This is a genomic window from Mycolicibacterium gadium (assembly GCF_010728925.1).
Classification (GTDB): domain Bacteria; phylum Actinomycetota; class Actinomycetes; order Mycobacteriales; family Mycobacteriaceae; genus Mycobacterium; species Mycobacterium gadium.
The window spans coordinates 694,742-721,740 of record NZ_AP022608.1 but is presented as its reverse complement, the minus strand read 5'-3'; the positions used below and the strand labels follow the sequence as shown (position 1 = coordinate 721,740).

General features: G+C 65.1%; 25 protein-coding genes and 2 pseudogenes. 10 read left to right on the top strand and 17 right to left on the bottom strand.

What is annotated here, in order from left to right; translation table 11 throughout:
- Positions 1 to 48: 48 nt before the first annotated feature.
- A complete protein-coding gene (locus G6N36_RS03430; RefSeq protein WP_163684966.1) occupies positions 49 to 1,506 on the top strand; it encodes an aldehyde dehydrogenase in 1,458 nt (485 codons plus the stop codon).
- A gap of 46 nt (positions 1,507 to 1,552) precedes the next feature.
- Here G6N36_RS03430 and G6N36_RS03425 read toward each other — a convergent pair.
- From G6N36_RS03425 to G6N36_RS03400, 6 genes and pseudogenes are all read right to left on the bottom strand, one after another.
- Positions 1,553 to 2,825 (bottom strand): annotated as a pseudogene (locus tag G6N36_RS03425) (IS30 family transposase).
- 108 nt (positions 2,826 to 2,933) lie between these two features.
- Entirely contained in the window at positions 2,934 to 3,374 is a 441-nt protein-coding gene (locus G6N36_RS03420; protein WP_163684964.1) for a MaoC/PaaZ C-terminal domain-containing protein, read from the bottom strand.
- Positions 3,371 to 3,844, bottom strand: coding sequence for an FAS1-like dehydratase domain-containing protein (locus tag G6N36_RS03415; RefSeq protein WP_163690354.1), 474 nt, complete (start codon positions 3,842 to 3,844; stop codon positions 3,371 to 3,373). Before G6N36_RS03415 ends, G6N36_RS03420 begins: the two co-directional genes overlap by 4 nt.
- A 53-nt stretch (positions 3,845 to 3,897) precedes the next feature.
- The gene (locus G6N36_RS03410; RefSeq protein WP_163684962.1) at positions 3,898 to 4,311 is read right to left on the bottom strand and encodes a nuclear transport factor 2 family protein; all 414 of its coding nucleotides are present in this window, start codon (positions 4,309 to 4,311) and stop codon (positions 3,898 to 3,900) included.
- Positions 4,312 to 4,319: 8 nt separating this feature from the next.
- Positions 4,320 to 5,921: an AMP-binding protein gene (locus G6N36_RS03405; protein ID WP_163684960.1), complete on the bottom strand. Its 1,602-nt coding sequence runs from the start codon at positions 5,919 to 5,921 to the stop codon at positions 4,320 to 4,322.
- Complete coding sequence (locus tag G6N36_RS03400; RefSeq protein ID WP_163684958.1) at positions 5,921 to 7,054, bottom strand: aromatic ring-hydroxylating oxygenase subunit alpha; 1,134 nt, start codon at positions 7,052 to 7,054, stop codon at positions 5,921 to 5,923. Before G6N36_RS03400 ends, G6N36_RS03405 begins: the two co-directional genes overlap by 1 nt.
- Positions 7,055 to 7,164: 110 nt before the next feature.
- On the opposite strand from G6N36_RS03400, the gene G6N36_RS03395 reads away from it, so the two are divergent.
- Positions 7,165 to 8,409, top strand: a complete 1,245-nt coding sequence (locus G6N36_RS03395; protein ID WP_163684956.1) for a cytochrome P450 — start codon at positions 7,165 to 7,167, stop codon at positions 8,407 to 8,409.
- Between the two features lie 3 nt (positions 8,410 to 8,412).
- Here G6N36_RS03395 and G6N36_RS03390 read toward each other — a convergent pair whose 3' ends face one another.
- Complete coding sequence (locus G6N36_RS03390; protein WP_163684955.1) at positions 8,413 to 10,719, bottom strand: CaiB/BaiF CoA-transferase family protein; 2,307 nt, start codon at positions 10,717 to 10,719, stop codon at positions 8,413 to 8,415.
- A 106-nt stretch (positions 10,720 to 10,825) separates the two neighbouring features.
- Here G6N36_RS03390 and G6N36_RS03385 point away from each other — a divergent pair, with 106 nt between their 5' ends.
- A complete protein-coding gene (locus G6N36_RS03385; RefSeq protein WP_163684952.1) occupies positions 10,826 to 11,635 on the top strand; it encodes a FadR/GntR family transcriptional regulator in 810 nt (269 codons plus the stop codon).
- Positions 11,636 to 11,644: 9 nt separating this feature from the next.
- Positions 11,645 to 12,361 carry an SDR family oxidoreductase gene (locus tag G6N36_RS03380; protein WP_163684950.1) on the top strand — a complete coding sequence of 239 codons (717 nt, stop codon included), beginning with the start codon at positions 11,645 to 11,647 and terminating at the stop codon, positions 12,359 to 12,361.
- A gap of 45 nt (positions 12,362 to 12,406) precedes the next feature.
- Here the strand turns inward: G6N36_RS03380 and G6N36_RS03375 are convergent, their stop codons facing one another.
- Genes G6N36_RS03375 through G6N36_RS03365 form a run of 3 tightly spaced genes read right to left on the bottom strand, consistent with a single transcriptional unit; the run spans position 12,407 to position 14,951 of the window.
- Positions 12,407 to 13,549: an amidohydrolase family protein gene (locus G6N36_RS03375; RefSeq protein ID WP_163684948.1), complete on the bottom strand. Its 1,143-nt coding sequence runs from the start codon at positions 13,547 to 13,549 to the stop codon at positions 12,407 to 12,409.
- On the bottom strand, positions 13,546 to 14,598 hold the full coding sequence (locus tag G6N36_RS03370; RefSeq protein WP_163684946.1) for an amidohydrolase family protein: 1,053 nt from the start codon (positions 14,596 to 14,598) through the stop codon (positions 13,546 to 13,548). The genes G6N36_RS03375 and G6N36_RS03370 overlap by 4 nt, the downstream gene beginning before the upstream one ends.
- Entirely contained in the window at positions 14,595 to 14,951 is a 357-nt protein-coding gene (locus G6N36_RS03365; RefSeq protein WP_163684944.1) for a Rieske (2Fe-2S) protein, read from the bottom strand. Before G6N36_RS03365 ends, G6N36_RS03370 begins: the two co-directional genes overlap by 4 nt.
- An 83-nt stretch (positions 14,952 to 15,034) precedes the next feature.
- Here G6N36_RS03365 and G6N36_RS03360 point away from each other — a divergent pair, with 83 nt between their 5' ends.
- The gene (locus G6N36_RS03360) at positions 15,035 to 16,243 is read left to right on the top strand and encodes a cytochrome P450 (RefSeq protein WP_163684942.1); all 1,209 of its coding nucleotides are present in this window, start codon (positions 15,035 to 15,037) and stop codon (positions 16,241 to 16,243) included.
- A complete protein-coding gene (locus G6N36_RS03355) occupies positions 16,240 to 17,397 on the top strand; it encodes a Zn-dependent alcohol dehydrogenase (RefSeq protein ID WP_163684941.1) in 1,158 nt (385 codons plus the stop codon). The genes G6N36_RS03360 and G6N36_RS03355 overlap by 4 nt, the downstream gene beginning before the upstream one ends.
- A gap of 1 nt (position 17,398) precedes the next feature.
- Here the strand turns inward: G6N36_RS03355 and G6N36_RS03350 are convergent, their stop codons facing one another.
- The 7 genes and pseudogenes from G6N36_RS03350 to G6N36_RS30210 all read right to left on the bottom strand — a co-directional run.
- A complete protein-coding gene (locus G6N36_RS03350; RefSeq protein ID WP_163684939.1) occupies positions 17,399 to 18,934 on the bottom strand; it encodes an acyl-CoA synthetase in 1,536 nt (511 codons plus the stop codon).
- A gap of 9 nt (positions 18,935 to 18,943) precedes the next feature.
- Entirely contained in the window at positions 18,944 to 19,810 is an 867-nt protein-coding gene (locus G6N36_RS03345) for an enoyl-CoA hydratase/isomerase family protein (protein WP_163684937.1), read from the bottom strand.
- A 22-nt stretch (positions 19,811 to 19,832) separates the two neighbouring features.
- Positions 19,833 to 20,072: a lipoyl domain-containing protein gene (locus G6N36_RS03340; RefSeq protein WP_163684936.1), complete on the bottom strand. Its 240-nt coding sequence runs from the start codon at positions 20,070 to 20,072 to the stop codon at positions 19,833 to 19,835.
- Entirely contained in the window at positions 20,065 to 21,063 is a 999-nt protein-coding gene (locus G6N36_RS03335; protein ID WP_163684934.1) for an alpha-ketoacid dehydrogenase subunit beta, read from the bottom strand. The genes G6N36_RS03340 and G6N36_RS03335 overlap by 8 nt, the downstream gene beginning before the upstream one ends.
- Positions 21,064 to 21,074: 11 nt before the next feature.
- Complete coding sequence (locus tag G6N36_RS03330; RefSeq protein ID WP_235690227.1) at positions 21,075 to 22,013, bottom strand: thiamine pyrophosphate-dependent dehydrogenase E1 component subunit alpha; 939 nt, start codon at positions 22,011 to 22,013, stop codon at positions 21,075 to 21,077.
- 38 nt (positions 22,014 to 22,051) lie between these two features.
- On the bottom strand, positions 22,052 to 22,372 hold the full coding sequence (locus G6N36_RS03325) for a DUF4286 family protein (protein WP_235689958.1): 321 nt from the start codon (positions 22,370 to 22,372) through the stop codon (positions 22,052 to 22,054).
- A 56-nt stretch (positions 22,373 to 22,428) separates the two neighbouring features.
- Positions 22,429 to 22,620 (bottom strand): annotated as a pseudogene (locus G6N36_RS30210) (SDR family mycofactocin-dependent oxidoreductase); the annotation flags it as partial.
- An 82-nt stretch (positions 22,621 to 22,702) separates the two neighbouring features.
- Here G6N36_RS30210 and G6N36_RS03315 point away from each other — a divergent pair.
- The 4 genes from G6N36_RS03315 to G6N36_RS03300 are packed head-to-tail and all read left to right on the top strand — an operon-like array spanning position 22,703 to position 26,978.
- Positions 22,703 to 23,860, top strand: a complete 1,158-nt coding sequence (locus G6N36_RS03315; RefSeq protein WP_163684930.1) for an acyl-CoA dehydrogenase family protein — start codon at positions 22,703 to 22,705, stop codon at positions 23,858 to 23,860.
- Entirely contained in the window at positions 23,857 to 24,930 is a 1,074-nt protein-coding gene (locus G6N36_RS03310) for an acyl-CoA dehydrogenase family protein (RefSeq protein WP_163684928.1), read from the top strand. The genes G6N36_RS03315 and G6N36_RS03310 overlap by 4 nt, the downstream gene beginning before the upstream one ends.
- Positions 24,927 to 26,147 (top strand): CaiB/BaiF CoA transferase family protein, encoded by a 1,221-nt coding sequence (locus tag G6N36_RS03305; protein ID WP_163684925.1) that lies wholly within the window; start codon positions 24,927 to 24,929, stop codon positions 26,145 to 26,147. The genes G6N36_RS03310 and G6N36_RS03305 overlap by 4 nt, the downstream gene beginning before the upstream one ends.
- Before the next feature lie 9 nt (positions 26,148 to 26,156).
- Positions 26,157 to 26,978 (top strand): enoyl-CoA hydratase-related protein, encoded by an 822-nt coding sequence (locus G6N36_RS03300; RefSeq protein ID WP_163684923.1) that lies wholly within the window; start codon positions 26,157 to 26,159, stop codon positions 26,976 to 26,978.
- The last annotated feature ends 21 nt before the right edge of the window (positions 26,979 to 26,999 follow it).

Genomic DNA, 26,999 nt, shown 5'->3' with positions numbered 1-26,999 from the left:
ACTATGTTTATATTAATAGCAACTTTAGGCGGTAGGACAGGCGGCGACATGCGATCCCTCAACTACGACAAGCTCTTCATCGGCGGCCGCTGGCTGACACCGTCGACGGATCAGCGACTCTCCGTGATCTCCCCACACACCGAGCAATCGATCGGCGAGACCCCGGAAGCGGCCCCCGCGGACGTCGACAAGGCGGTCGCCGCCGCCAGAACCGCGTTCGACGAGGGACCGTGGCCCCGACTCAGTGTCGGCGAACGCATGGAGAAGATCGAGAAGCTCGCCGCCATTTACATGGCCGAGACCGACGCGATCGCCGACCTGATCACCGCGGAGATGGGCTCACCCAAGAGCTTCAGCAGGCTGGGGCAGGGCGCCGGTGCTCTCGCCCAGATGCACCTCAACATGGCGACGGCCAAGGAGTTTCCGTGGGTCGAGCGACGCCCGGGATTGTTCGGCGATGTGCACGTACGGCGTGCTCCCGTGGGTGTGGTCGGTGCGATCGTGCCGTGGAACGTGCCGCAGTTCCTGATCATGCCGAAGATGATCCCGGCGCTGATCGCGGGTTGCACGGTCGTGGTCAAGCCCGCCCCCGAAACGCCTTTGGACGCCATGTGGTTGGCCGAGATGCTGGAGGAGATCGATCTGCCCGAAGGTGTCGTGTCGATCGTCCCGGGCGGTAGGGAGACCGGCGAAACTCTGGTCCGTCACCCCGGCGTCGACAAGATCTCGTTCACCGGATCGTCGGCGACGGGCAGGCACATCGCCGCCCTGTGCGGCGAACAACTCAAGCGGGTTAGCCTCGAACTGGGTGGCAAGTCGGCCGCCATCATTCTCGACGACGCGGACATCGACCACACGGTCAAGCATCTGAAGATGGCCAGCCTGATGAACAACGGGCAGGCCTGCGTCGCGCAGACCCGGATTCTGGTGAGCGAGCGCAAGCACGACGAGGTCGTCGACGCGCTCGCCGGCATGATGACCGGCCTGCAGGTGGGCGACCCCGCCGACGACGCCACCGACATCGGACCGCTGGTTGCGCAGCGCCAACAGCAGAAGGTGCAGGGTTACATCCAGGCGGGGCTCGATGAGGGTGCGCGAATGATCCTGGGCGGCAAGGACAAACCCTATGACCGCGGCTGGTACGTCCAGCCGACGCTGTTCGCCGACGCGACCAACGATATGACGATCGCGCGGGAGGAGATCTTCGGTCCGGTGTTGACCGTACTGAAGTACCGCGACGAGGCCGACGCCGTGCGGATCGCCAACGACACCGACTACGGGCTGGCCGGCTCCGTCTGGACGGCGGACGTGACCCGTGGTCTGGAGATCGCAGCGGAAGTCCGGACGGGTACGTACGGCATCAACATGTACACGCTCGACACGACCGCGCCGTTCGGCGGATTCAAGCAGTCAGGGATCGGCCGCGAATTCGGATCCGAGGGACTGTCGGAGTACGTCGAGTTGCAGTCGACGGTGAGCGCGAGCAAGCTGCCCGATCTCGCCTAACTCTTTTGCCGAGTGTCGTGTTGTGCCACGCTTCACGCCGGCGGTTTCAAGCGGTAGATGCAACAGCGGGTGGTTTGGACGGGTTGGACAGTAGTTCGTCGAGGGCTTCGGCGGGTGTTTTCCAGCTCAAGGTTTCGCGGGGCCGGCGGTTGAGTTTGGTCGCGACGTAGTCGAGGTAATCGGCCGGAAAGACCGATAGGTCGGTGCCTTTGGCAAAGTATTGGCGCAGTAGGCCGTTGGTGTTCTCATTGGTGCCGCGCTGCCACGGGGAGTGCGGATCGCAGAAGTAAATATTGAGCTCGGCGGCTTGGGCGATCGCCGCATGGTTGGCCATCTCGCTGCCCTGATCCCAGGTCAGTGTTTTGCGCAGGATCAACGGCAGTTGCGCCATTTTCGCCACGATCGCTTCCTGCACGGCCACCGCGGTGTGATCGTCGGGCAGATGCAGCAGCATCACAAACCGGGTCATCCGTTCGACCACGGTGCCAATCGCTGAACCCGAGGCAGTACTGCCCAGGATCAGATCGCCCTCCCAATGCCCGGGCACCTGCGGTCTTCAACCTCGGGTGGACGCTCACTGATGTTGACCATGTCGCGGATGCGACCACGGCGTTCATCGGGGCGGCGCTGGGGCTTACGCAACGCTCGCCCGGTGCGCAGACAGGTATGCAGTTCGCGACGCAGACTGCCTTTGCCCTGGACATAAATCGAGGTGTAGATGGTTTCGTGCGACACCCGCATCTCCACATCGTCGGGAAAATCCAGCACCAACCGCTTGGCGATCTGCTTGGGACTGTGCTCGTCGAGCAGCCGGGCCTGCACTTCATCGTGCAGCTTCTCGCTAACAGCCAGCTTGCCCGCTTTCGGGCGACGCGCCCGCCGATCAGAGTATGCCTGCGCCGTCAGCGCGCAGTAGCCCCGCGGCGCTGCGTACTCTGGCGTGCCCCGAACGCATGCTTTCGCCGATACCCTGAGTTGCGGTCCGGGTGATCGACGGTATGTCGGCCGTTGTTATCGATTTCGCGTTTGATTGTCGACGCCGGCCGAGGAGGTAACAGCCGGCTACCAATCGCACGCAGCGACTCATTGGTCGCCACGCCGATTTCGATCTGAATCCGATCCTGCAGCGTCATCCGCGGCTTCAGGCCCGATGAGCTGGGCACTACCGATCGTGGTTTCACCCCGCCAGCGTCGCGGAACCAGCGAAATCCCGTGCGCCTCGACACGCCGACAGCCCAGCTTGCCTCCTCGACAGTATGGCCATCACTGACATGCCTCCAGAACTGACGAACAACAGAGCTCAAAGTCAAAACAGACAACGCAACACGCCTCCACACGAATCAGAGACTGTTGCATCGACCCCTAGACCCCAAGGCCCGAAAAGCGTGTAATAACCCAACATTCGGCAATGAAGGAGCGACATAAAGCTAGCTGATCTCGAGGGTGACCTCTGCGGGACAACATAATTCGTCGCGCTGGTTGTAGACCGCGATCTCGAGGTCGACGAGCTGTCGGTGCACGTCACCCGTGGATTCGACGCGCTTGCCCACCACCCGGCCGCGGCCGACCATCGAATCGCCGGCATAGAACGAGCCCAGTAGCGAAACCTTGCGCCGCACCACCCTGCTGTAGGGCCCGGCCCACCCGGTGGCAATCCGATCGACGAAGCCCGCGGTGTGCATCGTGTTGACGAAAATCGTCGGCTGGCCGTGCCGTCGCGCGTAGTCCGGGTCGTAATGACCGGGAAAGTAATCCCATGTCGCCCCGGGGTTCATCACGACACGCTGATAGTCGATCGGGTCGACGACCTCCGCGAGCTCGGTCGGCACGACGATCTCGTCCCACGTCAGCCCGCCATACGGTGTCATGACGTTACCGCCGGGGTGAACCGGAACAACGTGTTTCGGTTGATGGCGACCAACGCCCCGTCGGCGCGGTGGAACCGATCACAGGTCTGCACGAAATGTCCGGTGCCGACACGCGTGGTCTTCTCCGGCGACACCGAGACGACCTCCTCGACGACGTGCAGGCGATCTCCTTCGAGGATGGTCGTGGGAAACTCGACTTCGTTGGACGCGTTGATGAATGTGGTTCCGGGCAGGGGCACGCGGATCGCGATCGACGGCCGCGGTGGCTCGCCGGTCGGCAACCACGGGGGCGGGATCAGCCAGCCCATCAGCAATGCCGGCGGCGCGAGCAGACCGCCCCACACCTCGCGGGCGAAGTCGGCGTCCCAGTAGGCGGGGTTCGGATCATGCACCATCGAGGCGAATTGCTGAATGCGCGCGCCGCTGACCGCCGTCCCGGCGTATCTCGGCTCCGTCCGGATGCCGACCATGCGCAGGGCGTCCTCGTAGGTGCCGTACGCGAACTCGTACCGAATGCCGTCGTTCACACGGGTAGCGCACTTTCGTGCGGCACGTGATCCCAATCGAGTTCGCGTGACGTGAAGTACCAGCCGCCGCGCTCGTAGATGAGCCGGTCGGTGAAGGTTCCGGAGGCCTGAAGTCGGTTGTCGCGCAGCAGCAATGCCACACATTGCTGGGTCGCGTCGACCCCATCTACGTTGATCTCGTGGTCCACGGTCACCAGCCGCGCCCCGCCTCCGCCGTCGAACGCCTTGCGCAGGTCGGTGAACGCCTCCCCCGCCCGCACGTACGTGGCGCCCGCGTGACGGAATGTCGTGATCCAGCCGACGAGATCGCCGTCCGAGTACAGCCGGTTGTGGCGTGCGTCCAGGTTGAGGATGGCTGCGCGTCCCGCGAGTCCGTCCATCACGAACTGCTGTTGGTATGTCAACGACATTTCATCTCCTACCGGGTGAGCACGTAGCCGTGCGCTTCACGGTCCCAGGCGCCAGGGCCCAGTCCCCTCCTGCGGAGCACATCCTTGCGGACGCGTCCGATGACGTTCTTGGGAATCTCCTCGACCGTCTCGAGGTAGCGCGGCACGCAGAAGTACGGCATGCGCGCCGAACAGAAGTCCAAGAGTTCGGTGAAATCCACTGTCGCACCGTCGCGCAACGTCACGACCACCAGGATGTCGTCCTCGCCGAGGTCACTCGGTATCGCGACCGCCGCCGCCTCGGCCACGGCCGGGTGGCCCATCACGGTCTGTTCGACCTCGACGGACGACACGTTTTCGCCGCGGCGGCGCAACGAATCCTTGGCGCGATCCACATAGGTGAGGTTGCCATCGTCGTCCAGCGAGCCCAGATCACCGGTACGTAACCACTCCGGGTGCGGATCGACGCTCAAACCGGTACTGCCGGGCGCCGACGACACATACCCCTCGCTCATCGCATGTGTCACCCGCGCTCGGCAGGCGATCTCGCCGACCGTACCGGTGGGCACTGGTCGCCCCTGACCGTCGATGATTCGCACCTCGAACGCCGGGTTGACCCGACCAGAAGTACCCGGTTCGCCATCATCGGAAACGCCCTTGTAGGCGATCGGGAACGCTTCGGTCATGCCGTACATCGTCACGATGCGGCAGCGGTAGCGTTCCTCGATAGCGTGGTACATGTCGGCGGTGATCGGCGCCGCCGAGATGAAGCGAATGCCGAGCTCGGCGTCTCGCGCCTCCGGGGGCAGGCGCGTGAGCATCGACACCATCGCGCCCGCGCCCGCGAAACCCACTGCACCGCAATCCCGTATCTCATCCCAGACTTGGCCGGGGTGAAAGGCCGCGGCCAGCACGCTGGTGCCGCCGACGAGCATGGGCGCCAGCACGGTGGGCGCCGCGCTGAGATGGAACAGCGGCATCGCGGTCCACAGTGTGTCGCCCTGCCGCAGTTCCCACGACGATGCGACGGTCGCCGCCGCCGTGAACAGGTATCCCCAGGTGGTGGCGACGGCCTTCGACGGTCCGGTGGTACCGGAGGTGAAGAAGAGCGCACCGATCTCGTCCGGTCCGACGGGGTCGACGTCGGGCGCCGTCACCGGTGCGGCCGCCAGCGCCTCGGTGAGCGAACAACCCTGCACGAGAACCGATCTCAGGGTGACTACGTCGTCCGCGACCTGGGTCAGTCGATCCCGGCGGTCAGCGTCGACGATTACCACCGCGGCCCGGGAAAGGTTCAGTGCGCGCGCGAGGAACTCGCCCTTGCTGGCGGCGTTCACCGCGGCGGAGATCGCGCCGACGCGGGCGGCGCCCAGCCAGAAGTACACCCACTCCGGACATGTCCCGGTGAACAGCGCCACCGTCTCGCCGCGCCTGACCCCGAGGTCGTAGAGGACGTGGGCGGCCGCGCACGAACGGTCGCGCATCTGCGCGAACGAGACCGGGCTTCCGGCGATCGACATCATCACCTGGTCGCCGTACTGATCTGCACGACGGTCGAGCACCTCAGGGACGCTGAAGCACTCAACGCCGAAGGCCGCGGGGTTCAGCGTGGCGTCCCGGCCACGGGGCATCACGCCCCCGCTGCCGCCGGATCGGGCTCACCGTCGACGGTGTACCCGAAGTCGATCGGCGATGGCTCTTCACCCGGATAGAACCGGTGCGCCCACCGCCGCAACGCCGCGTAGTCGCGCGCCTCCTCCGGTGCCAGGTTGGGCTTCTCGAGGTACTTCATGTTCTCCCAGGTGAAGAAGTCCTGCTTGATGACCTCCTGTTGCAGCGCAAGGAATTTCGCCGCGCGGCCAGCCGGCTTGTCGCCGGTGTCGCCGGGCTCTCGCACCGAGGCCTGGGTGTAGAAGTAATCGGTGTAGTCCTCGTCGACCGGTGTCTGACCCGTGACCTCGATGGTCGCGACCAGCTCCTTCGGAAAGCGCACGATGCCGAGGCCCAGCGAGTAGTTGTCGTAGATGATGTTGGCGTCGACGGGCCCGTCGGGGGTGAGCCACGTCGACGGGCGTCCGCCGCCGAAATTCGCGGTCACCGTCGCATGCAGGTGGTAGCCGTTGGCGTCGAACGACGTGGTGTTGGCGGCGCTGTCGGCCTTGTGCACGAACTGCACGTGATACGGATCGGCCGCGTTCTCGATGATCATCTGCGCGTGCACCTTGACCCGATTGAGCATCCGCGAATGTGGGTGCAGCGGGTAGTACTCGTCGGTTTCGAGTTCGGGCAGCACCGGTGGCTGCCAGTAGGGGGCGCGGCCGTGACGCTCGTGCCATACGACGATGAAGCCGTACCACTCCTGGGTGGGATAGGACTTGATCCTCACGTTCTGCTTGCAGCCGATCTTGCTGTACGGGATCAGTGCGTTGGTGCCGTCACCGCGCCACTCCCAGCCGTGCCACGGGCAGACGATGTGCTCACCCTCGACGGTGCCGCCGACGCCCATGTTCGCTCCGAGGTGCAGACAGTAGGCGTCGAGCACGTTCACCTTGCCGGACTTGGTGCGGAACATCACCAGTTCCTCGCCGAAGTAGTGCGCGCGCTTGACCTGACCGGGTTTCAGATCCGAGGCGAAGCCGACGATGAACCAACCCGTCGGAAAGCGGTACGTCGAGAGGCTGATCCCACTCGGGCCGAACTCGCGTTCAGATGGATCGATCTGCGGGTCGTGAACTTCTTCTTGTTGAAAAGACCCTGCCGTCATGCCGTATCTCCATCCGAGCGCACGATAACCGCAGGTCGTCAAACCTGCCCGTTGCCTATTTTTACTATTTTAGGCATTCTAGGTCAAGGACGGCGACGCGAGGAGAAGGCATGCCCACGACCACCCCGGTCGATCTGTCGAATTCGGCACTGTGGCAGAACGGTTTTCCCGACGACTTGTTCACCGAATTCCGTCGTGAGATGCCGATCTTCCACCACGAGCTGACCGACGGCGTCGCCAGCACGGTCAAACGCGACTTCTGGATGACGACCAAGCATCGCCACGCGCAGCGCATCCACCGGGATACCGACAGTTTCACCGCAGCCGACGGACCCCTGATTCAGGGAATTGGTCCCATCGGGTCGTTTCCGAATGTCATCACCATGGATCCGCCCGTGCTCACCAAGCGCCGTCGGGTGATGTCGCACGCGTTCACCCCCAAGGCCATCGGAAAGCTCGAGGACGGCATTCGGCGCCGCGCCGCCGCGATGGTCGACGGGTTACTCGAATCCGGCGGCGGCGACTGGATCACCGACGTCGCCGACGTGCTGCCGATGTCGGTGATCGGCGACATCGTGGGGATCCCCGACGAGGACCGGCCCCGCATCTTCGACACGCTCGATCGCATCCTCAAGGCCGGCGCGGACGGGAGCGAGACGACTACCGAGCAGCAGGAGCACATGGCGCTGTTCGGGGAGATCTTCACCTATGCCCTCGAACTCACCGCGGAGAAGCGGCGCAACCCCACCGACGACATCTGGAGCACGCTGACCACCGCGGTGGTCACCGACGAGAGCGGCGAAGAGTTGTCCATCCCGGCGAACGAACTCGAGATCTTCTTCTTCGTCCTCACCCTGGCGGGCAGTGACACGACGAAGAACGCGCTGGCCGCCGGACTTCAGGCCTTTGTGGCCAATCCCGTTGAGATACAGCGCTATCGCGACGACGAGTCGATCCGCGGGCGCGCGGTCGAAGAGGTCTTGCGGTGGTCGTCACCCGTCGCGTTCTGGACCCGCACCACGAAGGTGGACGTGGAGATGGACGGCATCACCATTCCCCGGGGCGAGCGCGTGGTGTCGATGCTGCGCTCGGCCAACCGGGATGACGAGGTGTTCGCCGACCCTTTCGCGTTCGACATCGGCCGCACCGATAATCCCCACGTCACCTTCGGGGGCGGCGGGCCGCACCACTGCCTCGGCGCCATGCTCGCACGCGCCGAGATCCGCGCAGCGCTCGACGAGTTGCTCCTGCGCGCCGACGACATCAGGCTCGGCGCCCCCAAGGTCACCTACCCGACCCTGGCCAACAACATGTCGATCTTCGACGCGATGACGATATCGCTGACGCCCCGCTGAGAGTCAGAGCCCTTTCGGTCTGGTGCCGATGACGCCCTCGGCCGCAAGGCGTTTCAGATCCTCGTCCGTCTGCGCGCACAGGCCTGTCAGCACCTCGCTGTTGTGCTGGCCCAGCCGTGGGGGCGGACGGTACAGCCAGGCGTCCATGCCGTCGAGCCGAGCGAACGGCGGACACGGGTACAGACCGGGTCCGGTGCTCGGATGGGTGAGCGGCTCGAAGAAGCCGCGGTGTACCAGCTGCGGGTTGTCGATCACCACGGACGGCGAAATCACCACGGCCGCAGGAATGCCGGCCGCGACCAGCCGCTCGACGACGGCCACGGCGTCCTGCGTGGCGAGCCATGGCGCGGGGTCGCCCTGACCGTTCATCAACGCGGCGAGCGCGTCCCGTTCGGCATCGGTGCGAACGGTCATGGCAATCCAGCTGTCGTCGCCCGCGCACCGGTAGATGTCCTGCATCTCGCCGGGGTGGTGCCCCTTGTTGCCGCGCCGCTCCAGGATCGTCCCGAACATCTCGAATTCCATGGGCTGCACGGCGGTCACGTTGAGCACACTCTCGACCATCGGCACCTCGACAAGTTGACCGCGACCGGTGCGTTCGGTGAACTCGAGTGCCGCCACGAGCGCGAACGCCGCGTGCGTCCCCGCCAGCGGATCGCAGGCGCCACGCGGGGCGACTGGGAGTCCGTCCGGCATGCCGGTCACCCAGGCGAGGCCCGCGATCTGCTCCATGGTGGGCGCGAAGCCCACCCTGTCGCGCCACGGCCCGGTCAGCCCGAAAGCCGGCATACGCACCATCACCAGCCGCGGGTTCAGTTCGAGCAACGCGTCTGCGCCGAGCCCGAATTGATCCATCACTCGCGGTGAGAAGTTCTCGATCACCACATCGGCCTGCGCGATCAACGATTTGATCAGACCGAGTCCGGCCTCGGACTGCAGATCGAGGGTGACCGACCGCTTGTTCGTGTTCATGGCGTGAAAGACCCAGCCGTACTCCCACCAGTCGTCGACGTCCTTGCGCATCCCGCCGGAGTAGCGGATGCCGTCGGGCCGCTGGATCGACTCGATCTTGATCACCTCGGCCCCGAACGCCGCCAGCGAATGCGTCGCCGATGGTCCAGCCCAGAACGCGGTGAAGTCGATGACCCGCACACCGGCCAGGGGGCGACCCGCCGTCGCGTCAGGTGTTGATCGCCTTGGTTCCCAAAGAGGTTCGTTGTCCGAGTCGCCGACCCCGGGTGCGGTCCGGATCGGCGACGGTGCGGCGACGGACATCAACCACGGCGGACGCGGTTGCGCAAACCCGGCCGGGTTCTCGACGTACACACCGCGCTCCCGCAGGTGATCCATCTCGCGGACGGTGGCGCCGTTTCCCAGCGCGGCGAGCGGCAACCTGAACAGTTGCCCCAGTTCGACGATCTCGGCGACGGTGCGCTCACGCATCCAAGGGTCGATGCGCTCGCGGATCCAATCGCGGTAATCCCATCGCCCGATCTGGAATTGCAGCTGGGGCACCTCGGTGAACTCCGGGCAGTCCACCATCGCCGCGAAGTCCAGCCACTGCTGCCCCGTCACCATGCTGATGCCGACGAAACCGTCTTTCGCCGGTTCGATCGACGGGACTTCGACCGAGCGCCGGACGTGCGGGGCGTTCAGCAGTTGCGAATGCAGCCACTCGCCGCTCTGCATCAGCGTGATCGCCTCGAGCATCGACATGTCGAGGTGCGCGCCGCGACCTCCTCGGCTGACCCCGCGGCGAGCGGCCAGTGCGCCGTAGGCTGCCCACACCCCGCCCTGGTACTCCCCCAGGTCGCCGCCGACGGAGATCGGTGGGCCCGCGGGATCGCCGCGAAACCCGGTGAGCCCGGAGTCGGCCTGCAAGGTGAACTCCGTTGCGGGGCGTTCGGCCCATGGACCCGTCCAGCCGAAGTCGGAGATGGTGACGATGACGAGGCCGGGCGACTTTTCGAGCAGGCGCTTCGGGTCGATCCCCTGCGCGGTCGCCGCGGCCCTGGTTCCCGTGACGATCACGATGTCCGCGCCGGTCAGCAGCTCCTCGGAAATGCCTGTCACGCTGCGCTTCCCGGCGTTCAGGTACGCGAACAGCGGCGCGTCCGCACCGTCGTGCGGCACGGAACCCGACGCGGTGAAACGGCGCAGCGGGTCACCGCCGGCCGGTTCCACCTTGATGACGTCGGCCCCCGCGTCGGCCATCAACTTCCCGCAATACGCACCCGCGATACGATCGCTGACCTCGACGACGCGCAGATCATGCAGCGGCGTAGGTGCTACATCTTCGACGTCACTCACCCGCTGAAGGCCTCCCTGGTTTCTTTGTCATATTAGTAACTTTTGTCAGATAGCGATTGCGTACACCCCAGGTAGCGGACGTTTCACTGTTAGCATTATCGGCGATATGACCACGCTGGGAATTGGCCCCGAGGCCCGCCGCCGGTTGGGATCGCGGCGGACGGCCGAGATCGTCGCCGACGAGCTCCGCAGGCAGATCATCGACGGCGAACTCGCCGACGGTGACTTGCTGCCCCGCCAGGAGGTACTCGTCGAGCAGTTCAGGGTGAGCCTGGTGTCGTTGCGGGAAGCCTTGCGGATCCTCGAAACCGAGGGTCTGGTGTCGGTGCGCCGCGGCAACCGGGGCGGTGCCGTCGTGCACGCGCCCGCCAAGGCCAGCGCGGCCTACATGCTCGGACTCCTGCTGCAGAGCGACACCGTTCCCCTCTCCGACCTGGGCGCTGCACTGCAGGAACTCGAGCCCATGTGCGCGGCGCTGGCGGCGCGGCGTCCCGACCGCGGCGACGAGCTCGTTCCGAAGCTCAAAGAGATCAACGCGCTGATGGCCGAGCGTATCGAGGACGGACCGCAGTTCACCGAGATCGGTGGGCAGTTCCACGACGAGGTCGTCCGCGGCTGCGGCAACCACACGATGATCGCCGTCGTGGGGAGCCTGGAGACACTGTGGACCGGTCACCTGAACTGGTGGGCCCAAGAGACCACGGCGCGCGGCGAATACCCGTCGATCAGTCAACGCCGCATCGCAATGTCGATTCACAACAAGATCTCCGACGCCATCGAAGCCGGCGACGGCGAGCGTGCCCGCAAGTTGTCAGCACGTCACATCGCCGACACCCAGACCTACTTCAGCGCCGTCGATCCCGAGCAGCGGATCGTGGCGCTGTCGCCGCAGGCACTGGCCCGACGCAAGCTCTGAGAGACCCGCGTGCGTAGTGCCTTGGTGACCGGCGGCAGCGGTGGAATCGGAAACGCGTGCGGGCGCAAGCTCGTCGAGCTCGGCTACGACGTCGTCCTGACTGCCAGGCGCGAAGAGCCCCTGCGCGCCGCGGCCGCGGCCATCGGTGCGCGCTACGCCGTCGCCGACGCGGCGCAGCCCGAGACGTTCGCCGCCGCAGTGGACGCGCTCGACGAGATCGATCTCGTCGTGCATGCGGCGGGAATTCTCGGCGGAACCTATGCTCGCAAGCAGACTTTCGATCAGTGGCGCGCGACGATGTCGGCGAACCTCGACTCGTGTTTCGTGGTCACGTCGGCGGCGCTGCCGAAGATGCGGCGGGGCTCACGCTTCGTGTTCATCTCGTCATCGGCCGCCCACGAACCGATGATGGCGCGGACGGCGTATTCGGCGTCGAAGGCCGGCATGAACGCGTTCGCGGGCGCGCTGGCGCGCGAGGTCGACCGCGACGGCATCAACGTACACATCGTCACCCCCGGGCCCGTCGAGACCGAGATGCTGCAGGAAGTGCCGTTCGAGATGTACGCGATCCGCGCCGCCGATGTCGCCGACGCCGTGGCCTGGCTGGACACCCTCGACCCATCGGTCGACCTGCCCGAAATCCGTTTGCACGCAATCACCCGCGGGCCGCACGCCCGCGAGCCCGTGGTCCCGCTGGAAGCCGAGCGACGCACCGCCAAACAGTGATTTCGGTGCGCATACGACCGCTCAGCGATCGCCAGCGCACCGAGATCACTCGCCAGGCAACGCCTTGACGGTGGCGGGCAAGCCGTAGAGCGCCGTGGCGTTACCGCGCATGATCCGCTCACGCTGGTCCGCCGGGAACCGCCTGATCGCCCAGTCCGGCGAGTCGTAGCTCCAGTGCGGATAGTCCGTGGAGAACATGATGTTGTCGCCGAGATCCATCATCTCGAGGTACTTGCGGTACTCGCCGAGGTCGACCTCCTCGAGTGGCTGGGTCGTGAACCGCACGTGCTCGCGGACGTAGTCGGAAGGCTTACGACGCACCTGCGGCAGATCGGCCTTGCGCTGCTCCCAGATTCGGTCCATCCGCCACATCGCGGGCAGCGCCCACGTGAAGCCACCCTCGACGAACACCACCCGCAAATCGGGATGACGGTCGAAGGCGCCGTCGAACACCAGGCTCATCAGATGCGACACATACAGGAGCGGCCAGGACGCGAAGAAGTCGTGCCAGTGCGCCGGGTTGCCGACCGGGTAGATCGGAATCAACTCGAACGGTGTCTGCCCCATGAGGTGGGTCGCGACGGGAAGACCATGGCGTGCCGCCGCCGCATACATCGGATCGAAGTGCGGGCTACCGAACGGGATCCCGCGGGTCTGCGGCGTCATGAGCACTTCGGCCATGTACGGATGCCCGGCCCACCGCTCGATCTCACGTGCCGCCGCTACCGGATCCTGGGCGGTGACGCTGATCGCGCCCCGCCAACGGCCGTGCCAGTTGGCCCCGCCCAGCCACACGTCGGCGAGCCAGTCGTTGTGGGTGGCCTTGAGGACGTCTTCAGCCTGCGGCAGCTGCGCGTCGCACATCGGTTCCAGCACAGCGATACTCACGCCGGCATCGACCAGCAGTTGCTTGGCTGCGAAATCCGGATCACTGCCGGCGACACCGCCGCCCGGCGGGCTGGCGTCAACCCGCAGTGAGTTCGTCTTGTACGAGTCCGGCGTGTCATAGAAATGCGGCACCGGCGAGACCGCATTACCCGACGGCCACAGCTTGTTTTTCCACTCCGCGGGCGCATACGACTTCAGCACGTCGGCCGACACCGGCAGCGGATGGACATCCGTATCGACGATCGTCACCGCAATGTCACGTGCGGCGGTCTTGTCCTGGACGTCCTCGACAGTCGTCATGTCAGGCTCCCTTCGACTGAGACGACCCCGTAGAGGTCACTTGCATTGCGCCACAGCACTTTCTCCCGTTGCACATCGTTGAGACCCACGACGGCGGCGTCGGGGCCGACGGCGGACCAGTGTGGGTAGCTCGACCCGTACATCAGCAGGTCGGCCTTGTCGGTGAAGTCCATCCACTGCTCGGCCTGGCTCTCGTCCGTCGGCCCGTCCAGCGCCGACGAACAGAATCGCACATGGTCGCGCAGGTACTCGCTGGGAAACCGGTTCACCCACGGAGTTTGATCCCGCATCGACATCCAGAACGTGTCGAGGCGCCACATGAGCGGCGTGAGAATGTCGTAGCCGCCATCGGCGAAGACGAATCGCAGATCGGGGTGTCGACCGAACATGCCCTCGACGATCAGCGTCGCCAGGTGGACGAACGAGTTCAGCGGCATGAATGCGGCATAGCCAGGATAGGTGTAGGCATGACCGGCGAACGTCGGCGCATGGTCAACACCGTTGCCGCCGTTGATGTGTACGGCCACCGGCAGCCCGTGTGCGGCGGCGGCCTCCCAGATCGGCTCGAACATCGGTTTGCCGTAGGGCTCACGCGACTGCATCGGGACGCCGACCTGAACCATCTTCGGGTGGCCGGCCAGTCGCTCGATCTCGGCGACCGCTCCCCTGACGTCTTCGGGGTTGACCCGGATCGTGCCGCGGAACCGGTTCGACGTGTCCGGATCCAGCCAGCGGTCGAGCAGCCAGTCGTTGACCGCCGCGCAGATCCGGCTGTTCAGCAGATAATCGGCGATGTTGCCGCGCGTCAGCGGATTGAGAATCGCGAACGCAACGCCGGTGCCGTCAAAGAGATGATGCGCCACGGTATCTGGATCCGATCCTGGATAGCCGTCGCCGTAGAGATCCTGGCGGTAGTCCCCGCCCGGCGCCTGGTACCACTGCTGCTCCACGTCGGGGATAGCGCGCAGCTTGTGCGGCGCCGACAGATACCGCCGGATCTCGGAGTTGAACCGGAAATGCGGCTGCACATTCGCGTCGATGATCGTCATGCCGTGAGATACACCTGTCCGTCCGCGACGTCCACCTCGTACGTGCGCACTCGCTTCTTGGGATCGGCGAGGCATTCTCCCGTGGTGATGTCGAACTCCCATTGATGCCAGGGGCAACGCGCGATCTGGCCTTCACGTACATGGCGGATCTGGTCGGGCATCGCCGGGTCGTACTCGGTGGTGCCCCTGACGTAGCCCAGACACAGCGGTGCGCCCTCATGGGAGCAGTAGTTCGCGATCGCGTAGAGCGACCCGTCGATGTTGTAGACCCCCACGCCGAACTTTCCGGCCTGAACTAGCTTCATCGTTCCCGGAGGCAGGTCTTCGACCGCACACACCGGTCGGCGCTGCATAGGACCTCCTCTCCCTTGACCTAGAATACTAAAATAGTAAAGATAGAGCGAACGACTTGCTAATGCTTGCCCGGGAGGCATGTGTGACGACCAGCACGGATTCGCATGATCAGCCGACCGCCCCCGATTTGGTGAACGATCCCTACCCCTACTTCGAGCACATGCGTAAGACGTCGCCGGTGTGGCGCGGGGCGCTCATGGAGAGCGACCTGATGCCCGAGGAGCTGAAGAACCCGGAGAACTGGACGTTGTTCGACTTCGACAGCGTCTTCACTGCCTTTCGCGAAGACACGGTGTTCGCCTCCGAGATGTACAACCAGACGATCGGGTTGGTGTTCGGGCCGACGATCCTCGGCATGGCGGGCAAGCAGCATCACGACCATCGCAGCCTGGTGAGCAAGGCTTTCAAGCAGAGTTCGCTCTCCAAGTGGGAACCCGAGGTGATCGACCCGATCTGTGATCAGCTGGTCGACGAGTTCGCCGACGACGGCCAGGTCGATCTCGTCAAGGCGGTGACGTTCGAGTTCCCCACCAGGGTCACTGCCGCGCTGCTCGGGCTGCCGCAGGAGGATCTGGATTTCTTCCGGAAGCTGTCGCTGGATCTGATCTCGATCACCGAGGACATCGAAGCGGGGCTGACGGCGTCGGTCGAACTGGGTACCTATTTCCAGCAGCAGGTGGATCAACGGCGAAGCCAACCGACCGACGACGTCATCGGCGACCTCGTCGCCGCGGAGATCGACGGGGAGAAGCTCACCGATGAGGCGATCATCTCGTTCCTGCGCCTGCTGCTGCCCGCTGGACTCGAGACCACCTACCGATCCTCAGGGAATCTGCTGCAACTGTTGCTGACCCATCCGGACCAACTCGAGGCGCTGCAGCGGGATCGCAGTCTCATCCCGGCCGCGATCGAGGAAGGGATCCGCTTCGAGACCCCGCTCGTGCTGGTGGCGCGCAACACCACCCGTGATGTCGAGATGCACGGCATGACGATCCCGGAGGGCGCGTCGATCACCTTGTGCATGGGCGCGGCCAATCGTGACGACAAGCGGTGGGAGCACCCCGATGTGTTCGACATCCACCGTCCGCGTCGGGCTCATATCTCGTTCGCCGGCGGCATTCACAGCTGCCTCGGGATGCACCTGGCCAGGGTCGAAACGAAGGCGATGTTGACGAGTCTTTTCGACCGTTTGACCGATTTCCAACTAATCGAAGACGACGATACGAAGATTGTCGGCATGCCGTTCCGCTCGCCCAAGCATCTGCCTGTCACGTTCCGACCGGTCGCATGAGGACTCGCGCAGCGATCCTGCACGACATGGGCCAGCAGTGGTCGGTCGAGGAGTTCGAGCTCGACCCGCCGAAGGCCGGTGAGGTGCTCCTCGAAATGGCGGCAGCCGGGCTGTGCCACTCCGACGAGCACATCCGCAACGGCGACATGTCCGCGTCCAACGAGGTGATGCAGTCCTACGGGCTGCCGTCGATGTTCCCGTTGATCGGCGGCCACGAGGGCGCAGGCGTGGTCCTCGAAGTCGGCGAAGGCGTCACCGAGTTCAAGCCGGGCGACCACGTCGTGACGTCCTTCGTCGCAGTGTGCGGCCGCTGCCGGTGGTGCAACTCCGGGATGGAGTACATCTGCGATATGGGCGCCCAGGTGATGATTCCCGGCATGCCCACCGACGGCACGTTCCGCCATCACACCTCCGACGGCCGCAATCTGGGCCATCTCTCCAAGGTCGGTGCGTTCTCGAAACACACTGTGGTGTCACCGGATTCGATCGTCAAGATCGACCCGCACCTGCCGCTGCTACCGATGGCGCTGCTGTCCTGCGGAGTGCCCACCGGTTACGGCTCCGCGGAGAACCGCGCGAAGGTGCGCACCGGCGACACCGTCGTCGTGATCGGGGTCGGCGGTATCGGCACCGGAGCCATCCAGGGCGCGCGCATCAACGGCGCCGCCCAGATCATCGCCGTCGATCCGGTCGAGTTCAAACAGAAATCAGCACTAGGGTTCGGCGCGACACACAGCGTGGCGTCCACCGAGGAAGCCGCCGATCTGGTTCGCGATCTGACCGCCGGCGTGATGGCCGACAGCGTCATCGTCTCCCCATCGCTGATCACCGAGGACGATGTACAGCCCGCGCTGAGCCTGACGCGCAAGGGTGGAACCTGCGTGCTGACCGGAATGACCAGGCAGCTCACGAGTTCCATCGGAATCAACCTGCAGGAGTTCATCCTGTGGAACAAGAACCTCGTCGGCACCGTGTACGGATCATGCAATCCCCGGGTGGACGTGCCCCGCTTCATCAAGCTCTACGAATCGGGGCAGCTGCAACTCGACGAGATGATCACCCGGCGCTACCGGCTCGACGAGATCAACGACGGCTACCGCGACCAGCTCAACGGCGAGATCGTGCGCGGCATCATCGATTTCAGCCTGGATTGAGTCACACGATACGTGACGTGCGGCCCTGCCAGTAGCGGTCGCGGATACGCCGCTTGTAGAGCTTTCCGTTGGGATCGCGCGGCAGTTCCGGGTCGAATTCGATGGTGCGAGGGCACTTGTAGGTCGCCAGGTTGCTACGGCAGTAATCGATCAATTCCGCTTCGAGTGCGGGTCCCGCGTCGACGCCACCGATCGGTTGCACAACCGCCTTCACCTCCTCGCCGAACTCGTCGTTCGGGACGCCGAACACCGCGGCGTCGACGAGCTTGGGGTGCATCACGAGGAGGTTCTCCACCTCCTGCGGGTAGATGTTCACCCCACCGGACACGATCATGAACGTCGACCGGTCGGTGAGATAGAGGTAGCCGTCCTCGTCGACGAACCCCATATCGCCAAGTGATCGCCAGCCGCGGTCGTTGGACACCGAGGCGGTCTTGGCCGGGTCCTTGAAGTATTCGAACGCCGGTCCCCCCTCGAAGTAGAGTTCCCCGGCGGTGCCGACGGGAACTTCGATCCCGTCGGCATCCAGCACATGCACGGGGGTGATGGGCTTGCCCACCGAACCCGGGTGCGCTAGCCAGTCCTCGGGACCGATCCCGGTGCCCGCGAATCCTTCTGTGCCCCCGTAGTACTCGTGGATGATCGGCCCGAACCACTCCATCATCTTGTACTTGACGTCCACCGGGCACGGCGCGGCGGCATGGATGACGCAACGCAGGCTCGACATGTCGTAGGCGGCACGGACCTCTTCGGGCAGCTTGAGCATCCGCACGAACATCGTCGGCACGAACTGCGCATGCGTGACGCGGTACGTCTCGATGTGCCGCAGTACGGCCTCGGCGTCGAACTTTCGCATCAGGATCGAGGCGGCGCCCACCCGGTGCACCGCCATCGTGTAGTTGATGCCCGCCGCGTGATACAGCGGTGCCGGTGAGAGGTAGACGCTGGACGAGGTCATGTCGTAGCGCTGGCCGAGCGAGTACTCGAGGACCTTCTGCGCCCACGACCCCTGGCCGTCGGTCGGCAGAGGGCGGCGAACGGCCTTGGGCCGCCCCGTGGTTCCCGAGGAGTAGAGCATCTCGGTACCGTCGCTGATCGGCGGCGCGTCGCCTGCCGATGCCAGCGCCGCGCCGTAGGCCGTCCAGCCCGGCAGCGCGGCACCCACGCTGATGTGCGCCACGACGCCCGGGTTTGTCTCCAGAATGTGGGCCGCCAGCTCAGGCATCGACTCGTCGATGAATACCGCCTTGGCCTCGGAGTCGTCGATCACGTAGGCGACCTCGTCCGAGGTGAAGTGCGTGTTGACCGCGCTGTAGTAGAGCCCGGAAAGCTGGCAGCCCCAGGCGATCTCGAAGAACTCCGGACGGTTCGGCAGTACCAGGGCGACGCCGTCGCCCGGCCGCAACCCGGCCTCGTGCAGCAGGGCGGCCACCCGCCGGCTACCCGAGTAGAGGTCGCCGTAGGTGATGGTTTCACCATCTGCGACGATCACGGCCGGTGAGTCCGCGGCCTCCGTCGCATGGTCAGAGATGTTCAACGGACACCCTTAGGTGGCGGCGTCGCCGTTCTTGGATGCGGCCGCCTGACGCTCGGCCATCTCCGAAGGCAGAATCTTGTCCGCGAAAACCCGCTGGATGAGTTCCTGGACGTCCCTACTGACCGACGCGAGCGCGACGAGGTCGTTGGAACTCTGCCAGTGCACCCGCATGCCCATCATCTCCCACGCCCGCTTGATGTTGGCCTTGGTGGCCAGCAACGTGGTGAGCGGTGCCTGGGCGATGTGACGGGCGATGGCCTCCACGCGCGCGTCCAGATCTTCCCGCTTGACGACCTCGTTGATGAGGCCGTACTCGAGTGCCTTGTTCGCGTCGACCGTTTCGGCGGTGTAGAGGTAGTAGGAGGCACGCCGCCAGTTCATGAAAACCCATGGCTCGATCGAGCATTCACCCGACGGCATCCCGAACCCCTGCAGCGGTGGATACGAGAAGTAGGCGTCCTCGGAAGCGATGGCGATATCGGTGGTCAGCCCGTAGTGGGTGCCGCCACCGACGCAGTACCCGTGGATCGCAGAGATGGTGGGCTTGGAGAACTCCCACAGATTCAGGATCGGCTTGACGAACAAGTCGGTCTGGGGTTTCCACGGCATACCGGTGGCCTTGAAGCCCTCGACGAACTCCGGGTAGTCGACGGCGTTGTTGCCGATGGCGTGCCCCGAGCAGAAACCCTTGCCGTTGGCCTTCAGGATCAGAACCTTGATGTCGTAATCGCGGTCGGCGTCCCGAAGCGCATCGTCGATCTCCTCGACCTGCTTCTGGTCCTGCGCATTGGCCTTCTCGGGCCAGTTCAAGGTGATGGACGCGATGGGACCCTTCTTTTCGAAGATGATCCGTTCGCGAGTCTCGTTGACGTCCATGGAAGAACAACCTTTCTGTGGTTCACGATGACGTGATGACGCCGATTTCAGCGCCGATGTCGTAGATGGTCCCTATCTCGCCGGTCCAGTTGACCGTGCCCGATGCGCCCGCTTCGATCTCCTGTTCCACCTTCTCGGTGGCCACCGTGAAGAGTGGGGCACCTTCCTGCACGTGCTCGCCGTCGTCGACCAGCAGCTCGGTCAGCTCCGCTTCGGACACCGCAACCGACGTGCGGGGGATGCGAATGACGAACTCAGCCATGCGCGCCCGCGGTGGCCAGTGTTTGCTGCGCGGCGTCGACGATCCGTGCTGCCGACGGAAAGATCTGCGCCTCCAGCGCCGCCGCCGCCGGCGTGGGAACGAACCGTGCGCCGACACGCTCGATCGGGGCGGTGAGTTCGCCGAAGCATTCGGCTTGCAGGGTGGCGACGATCTCCGCACCCGGTCCCGCGAACTGAACGGCGTCGTGCACGACCACCGCGCGGCGGGTGCGCCGCACCGAATCGACGATGGTCTCGACATCCAGTGGCACCAAGGTCCGCAGGTCGACGACCTCGGCGTTCACGCCCTGGCCCTGCAACTGTTGGGCGGCGGTCAGACATTCGAGCACGCTGCGGCCGTAGCTGATGAGCGTGACGTCGGATCCGGGCCGCTTGACATCGGCCTGGCCGAGCGGAATGGCGAAGCCAGGATCTGTTGGTACGGAGCCCTTCTGACTCTGCAGGCGGATCGTTTCGACGAACAGGCACGGATCTGGATCGAAGATTGCAGATGTCAGCAGACCCTTACCGTCGCGCGGGGTCGACGGGACGATGACCTTCATGCCGGGTATGTGCATGAACCAGGCTTCCAGGGTCTGCGAATGCGTTGCGCCGGTGGCCAGCCCGCCGTACACCTGGGTGCGCACGGTGATCGGCGCCGTCGTTCGCCCCGCCGTCATGAACCGCAGTTTGGCGGCGTTGTTGATCAGCTGGTCCGCGGCGATGCCGATGAAGTCCATGATCATGATCTCGGCGACCGGCAGCAGTCCGTCGATCGCGGCGCCGATCGCCGCGCCGACGATGGCCGCCTCCGATATCGGGGTGTCGAGGACGCGGTCGTGTCCGTACTTCGTCGAGAGTCCGGCCGTCGGGCCCGAAGCCCCCGGATCGGCGATGTCCTCGCCGAGCAGGAACACCCGGTCGTCGGCCGCCATCGCCTGGTCCAGCGCGAGGTTGAGCGCCTCGCGCATCGTCATTTCCTTCTCGTCCATTGGCGCCTACCTCAGACGGGATAGCGGATCGGGGACGCGTACACGTCGCGGTCGAGTTCGTCGATCGACGGCGCCTCGGCAGCGATCACCGTCTCGAGCGCCTGCTCGACCTTGATGAGGGCGCCCTCGTCGATACCGCTGAGCTCGTCGTCGGAGCAGATGCCGTTGTCTACCAAGTGTTTCCGGAACCGCGGCACCGGATCGGCCTCCATCGCCGCGGACAACTGATCCTTGGGGATGTAAGGCATCCGGTCGCCGAAGTAGTGGCCGCGGAAGCGGAATGTCACACACTCGACGAAGGTGGGACCATCGCCGTTGCGTGCCTTGCCGATCGCTTCGGCGAGCACATCCAGCACGGCGAGCGGGTCATTGCCGTCCACCTGAATACCGGGCATCCCGTATCCCGCGGCACGGTCGGCGACACGGCCGAGCTTCATCGTGTCGTGCGTGGGCGTCATCTCCGCGTAAAGGTTGTTCTGGCACACGAACACCACCGGCAGGTCCCACAGGGCCGCCATGTTCGCGGCCTCGTGGAACGATCCGGTGTTCGTCGCCCCGTCTCCGAAGCTCACGGCCGTGACGCGGTCGATGCCTTTGCGTTTCGCCGCCATCGCCAGCCCGACCGCAACCGGTGGACCGGCCCCGACAATGCCCGTGGACAGCATCACGCCCTTGTCGGGTTTCGCGATGTGCATCGTGCCGCCCTTACCGCGGCCCGCCCCGACGGTTCGCCCCATCATCTCGCCGTAGATTTCTTCCAGCGGAACGCCTTTGCCGATCAGGTCGTGCAGCCCGCGGTAGGTCGTCACCAGCTGATCGTCCTCACGCAGCGCGACACCCATGGCGGCCGCGATGGCCTCCTGGCCGCGCGACGGCCAGTACACGCACATGAACTCCCCGGTGCCGATGCCCTTGGAAAGCCTGTCGTCGGCGGCCTTCATCAGCACCATCAGCGCATAGATGCGGCGCTGCACATCTGCTGAATGAGTCACGGGCCCAGCGACCCGATCTCGCGGTACACCTTGGGAATCGGCTTCGGATCCATGGCGAGGTTGTCCAATCCCGTCATGGTCCCGGTGGCGCCGAGTTCTCCGAGACGCTGCACGGCGGCGTCGAGGTCGTCGCAGTCGAGCTCGTAGATCGCGATGAAGGGGCCGTCGCCGTCGTTGGGCGCGAACCTGCGCGCCGACACGATGCCGTCCACCGAGAGGATCTGCGCCAGATGTGTGTCGTTGTACCACTTGTGGTACTCGGCTTCACGATCCGGCGACGCCGGCATCGTCTCGACGTACATGATCCCTCTGGGCACCTGTGCTGCTCCCCTCTCCTACGGGCCCGACCACGGCTTGATTTTCAGCAAGCCCCCGCGTCGACGAATGCCTGTGGGGATAGCCCCGCGCTCATCGGGCAGATCCCGGCGCTGGCGATCTCGGTGTAGGCGCAGATGTCGACGGCGATGATGTCGGCGCCCTCGGCGGCCAGCGTTCGCGCGTGTGACCGTCCTTGACCACGCGCAGCTCCGCTGACCAGGGCCACTTTGCCCGTCACCCTGCCCATGACCGAACCTCTCTGCCTGTTCGCCAGCGGTCGCTATACTACCTAAAATTATAAAGAAACCAATCAGCGCCAAGAGGACGCCGTGGACTTCTCATATCCAGCGGAGGTAGAGCCCTTCCGCAAGGAGTTGCGGACATGGTTATCCGCCAACCTGACCGACGAGGTGAAGAGCGCCGACCGGCATCGCGGGCGCGATCCGCAGGCCTTCGAGACGCTTCGGAGGTGGGATGCGACCCTCGCCGATGCGGGCTGGGGCGCGGTCTCCTGGCCGCAGGAGTACGGCGGCCGTGGAGCGACGGTGCTCGAGCAACTGGTCTATGCCGAGGAAACCACGCGAGCGCGAGCACCCATGCCGCTCAACGTGATCGGCATGAACAACATCGCGCCCGCGATCATGCAATACGGCAGCGAAGACCAGATGCGCCGGTTCCTCCCCAGAATGATGCGCGCCGACGACATCTGGTGTCAGGGCATGTCCGAGCCCGAAGCGGGATCCGATTTGGCGTCGCTGCGCACCCGCGCCACGCGTGACGGTGACGATTTCGTCGTCAACGGCCAGAAGATCTGGACCTCGCTGGGCCACCGGGCCGACTGGTGTCAGCTGTACGTGCGCACCGATCCGGACGCTTCGAAGCACAAGGGCATCTCCTGCCTCATTGTCGACATGAAATCGCCCGGTATCGAGGTCCGGCCCCTGGTGACCATCAACGGTGCCGCCGATTTCGCCGAGGTGTTCTTCACCGACGTCCGCGTGCCCGCCAACGCCCTGCTCGGCCCGCTCAACGCGGGATGGCAGGTCGCCACGACGACCCTGAGCCACGAGCGGGCAGGTGCGGCGAGGCTGTACGCACAGATGGAGATGCAACTTGCCGACCTCGTCGCCGACCTCGCCGAACACGTCGTCGACGGCAAGCCGGCGCTCGACAACAGCGCGACGCTATGCCGGCTCGGCGACGTCGCGGTCCGCATCAAGTACCTCGAGTTGTTGTGCAAGCGCTCGATATCGGCGATGTTGCACGGCGGCGATGCACTCGGCTCGGCCAGCCTGGCAAAGAGTGTGTGGGCCGAACTGGGGCAGGACCTCGCCGAGCTGGCGTTCGACGTGTTCGGGCCGCTCGGCAGCGGCGGCCGATGGATGGACCGTCGACTCTCGTCGCGCTCGTTGACCATCGCAGGTGGGACGACCCAGATCAACAAGGGCATCACCGCGACCCGCGTGTTGGGGCTGCCAAGGCGATGAATCTCGAACTCACCGACGAGCAGACCGCCCTACGGGACACCCTGCGGCGCTATCTGGCCGAAAAGGCAAGCCTGGCAACATATGTCCGACCGATGCTCGGCGACGAGGTCACCGGAGCGGATGGGGTCTGGCGTGGGCTGGCGGCGATGGGCGTGACGGGCTTGCTGGTCCCCGAGGAGCGCGACGGCGCGGGCATGACGATGGTCGAGGCCGGGGTGGTCGCCGAGGAACTGGGGGCCGCGTTGTACCCGGGTCCGTGGATTTCCACCGCCGTTGCGTCGACGCGAGCCCTGGTGCGGACCGGTGCCGACGGGAATGCGGCCGTATTGCTCGCCGGCATCGCGGACGGTTCCACCGTCACGACCATCGGGCCGCTGGTCGGTCCCCGCCCGGCAGCGATAGACGGCCCCAGACTGCACGGCAGCGTCACCGGCCTGCCGGACGCCAACGATGCCGACGTCATCCTGGTGTTCGCCGACGAACCCGACGGCATCGGGTTGTACTCGGTCGACACCTCGTCCGAGAGCATAACGATGGCGTCGTGCGTGCACGTCGACCCGACCCGCGTGCTGGCGGACGTCACGTTCGACGGCACGTGCGCCCGGCGGCTCGCGTCCGTGCCCGCGGACGTGCTGCGGGCGGTCATCGACGACGTCGTGATCGCATACGCCGCCGACGCGCTCGGTGCGGCGACCACCGTGATGAACCTCGCCATCGAATACGCCAAGGTGCGAAAGCAATTCGATCAGCCGATCGGAAGCTTTCAAGCCGTCCAGCATCTGTGCGTCGACATGTACGAGGCGACCGAACTCGCGCGTAGCGGAGTCATCCACGCGTTGTGGGCCGCCGATGCGGCCGATCCCGCGGAGCACCATCTGGCCGCCCTGCGCGCCAAGGCGTTCGCCGGCCGGCTGACCGCGGTCGGCGATACGGCGATTCAGGTGTTCGGCGGTATCGGCTTCACGTGGGAGCACGACGCGCACCTTTATCTGAAGCGACTGTTGGGGTGGAGCGGATTCCTCGGTGCACCGGACCGGTATCTCGAGGAAGTTGGAAAGGAGTTGGTGTGACCGGAGTTCTCAGTGGTGTGCGTGTCGTCGAATTGGCTTCGTGGACATACGTTCCCTCGGCCGGCGCGGCGCTCGCCGACTGGGGCGCCGACGTCATCAAGGTCGAGGACGTCAAGGCGGGCGATCCGGGTCGGGCACTGGTCATCGGTGGATTCACGAAGGAGAACGCCAGGGCGCACATCGATTTCATCCTCGAGATCGGCAACCGGGGCAAGCGCAGCATCGCCGTCGACATCAAGTCCGACACCGGCCGCGAGTACTTCGGACGCCTACTGGCCACCGCGGACGTCTTCCTCACCAATTGGCTGCCCGGGGCGCTGGAGCGGGCCCGGCTGACCGTCGATGACATCCGCTCGTTCAATCCAGACATCATCATCGCTCGCGGCACCGGAACCGGAGTACGCGGACCCGATCGTGACAAAGGCGGTTTCGACGCGGCCACCTACCTATCCCGCGGCGGGGTGTCGTACACCATGACGCCGTTCGGCACGGAGACGCCCGCGGTGCAGGGGCCCGGGTTCGGTGATCTGCAAGGTGGGATCACGCTCGCCGGGGGTGTGTGTGCCGCGCTGTTCCATCGCGAGCGCACCGGAGAACCGAGCATTGTCGACTCGTCTCTGCTCGCGCAGGCGATGTGGACCATCGCGCCGTCGATCTCGGTCGCCGACCTCTTCGACATCGACGGCATCCCCGGCGCGCCACCCGGCCTGGCGATCAACCCGCTCGTCAACCGTTACAAGACCCGTGACGGCCGGTGGATCCAGATGGTCTTCCTACAACCGGACCGGTTCTGGGCGGGGTTCTGTGAGCGGATCGGCCTGCCGGAACTCGCCACCGACGAACGCTTCGTCCCGTCCAGCAATCTGATCGCCAACGCCACCGAGGCTTGCGCGCTCGTCGGAGACCGTCTGGCCAGCGAGGATCTGGACCACTGGCGCAAGGTGCTCGCCGACGAACCCGGTGTGTGGGCCGCGTTGGCCACGCCGAAGGAGACACTCAACGATCCGCAGGTCAGGCCGAACGGCTACGTCGTCGCCAACGTGGATGACCAAGGCAACGAGTATCAGATCGTCGCCGCGCCAGTGCAATTCAACGAAACCCCGCCGCAGGGGGCGCGGGCTCCCGAACATGGACAGCACACCGAGGAGATCCTGTTGGAGCTCGACCTCGACTGGGACGACATCTCGGCGGCCAAGGACAGCGGAGCGATTCTCTAGGAGACGCCAATGAAGCTCGAAGCGGTCATCTACGAACGTGAGCCGCCGATCGCGCGGATCATTCTCAACCGCCCGGACAAGGCCAACACCAAGGACGCGCAGCTCGTGCAGGAGGTCGACGCCTGCCTGCGGGAGGCCGACCGCGACAAGGACATCAAGGTCGTCATCCTGAAGGCCAACGGCAAGGGGTTCTGCGGCGGGCACGTCGCACGGTGGGGTCCGGACGAGAATCCCTACCCCGATTTCGGGGACACGTTCGAAGATCTCTACAAGGGCACCGCCGACTTGTTCCTCTGGCCGACGCTGTACCTGTGGGAGTTCCCGAAGCCGACGATCTCGCAGATCCACGGCTACTGCATGGGCGGCGGCATTTATCTCGGCCTGCTCACCGATTTCTGCGTCGCATCCGAGGATGCGTACTTCCAGATGCCGCTCGCGCAGAGCCTCGGCGAGCCCGGTGGCCACACGATGATCGAGCCGTGGCTGCTGATGAACTGGCATCGCACCATGGACTGGCTGCTGCTGGCGCCCACGCTGTCCGCGCAGGAGGCTCTGGAGTGGGGCTTGCTGAACAAGGTGGTGCCCCGCGATCAGCTCGAGGACACCGTCGAGGAGATGGCCCGCAAGATCGGCCAGATTCCGCTGACCACGTCAATGGCGGTGAAGAACAACGTCAAGCGGGCCTACGAGCTGATGGGTATGCGGGTGCATCTTCAGGTGAGCCACATCCTGACGAACATGGTCGGCGCGGCCACCGACGTTCAGGAACGACGGCGTTTGTTGATCGAATCCGGCAAGAAGCCAAGGGATTTCATCGAGGAGCAGACGTGAAACTTCTTCTCGCGAACAGAC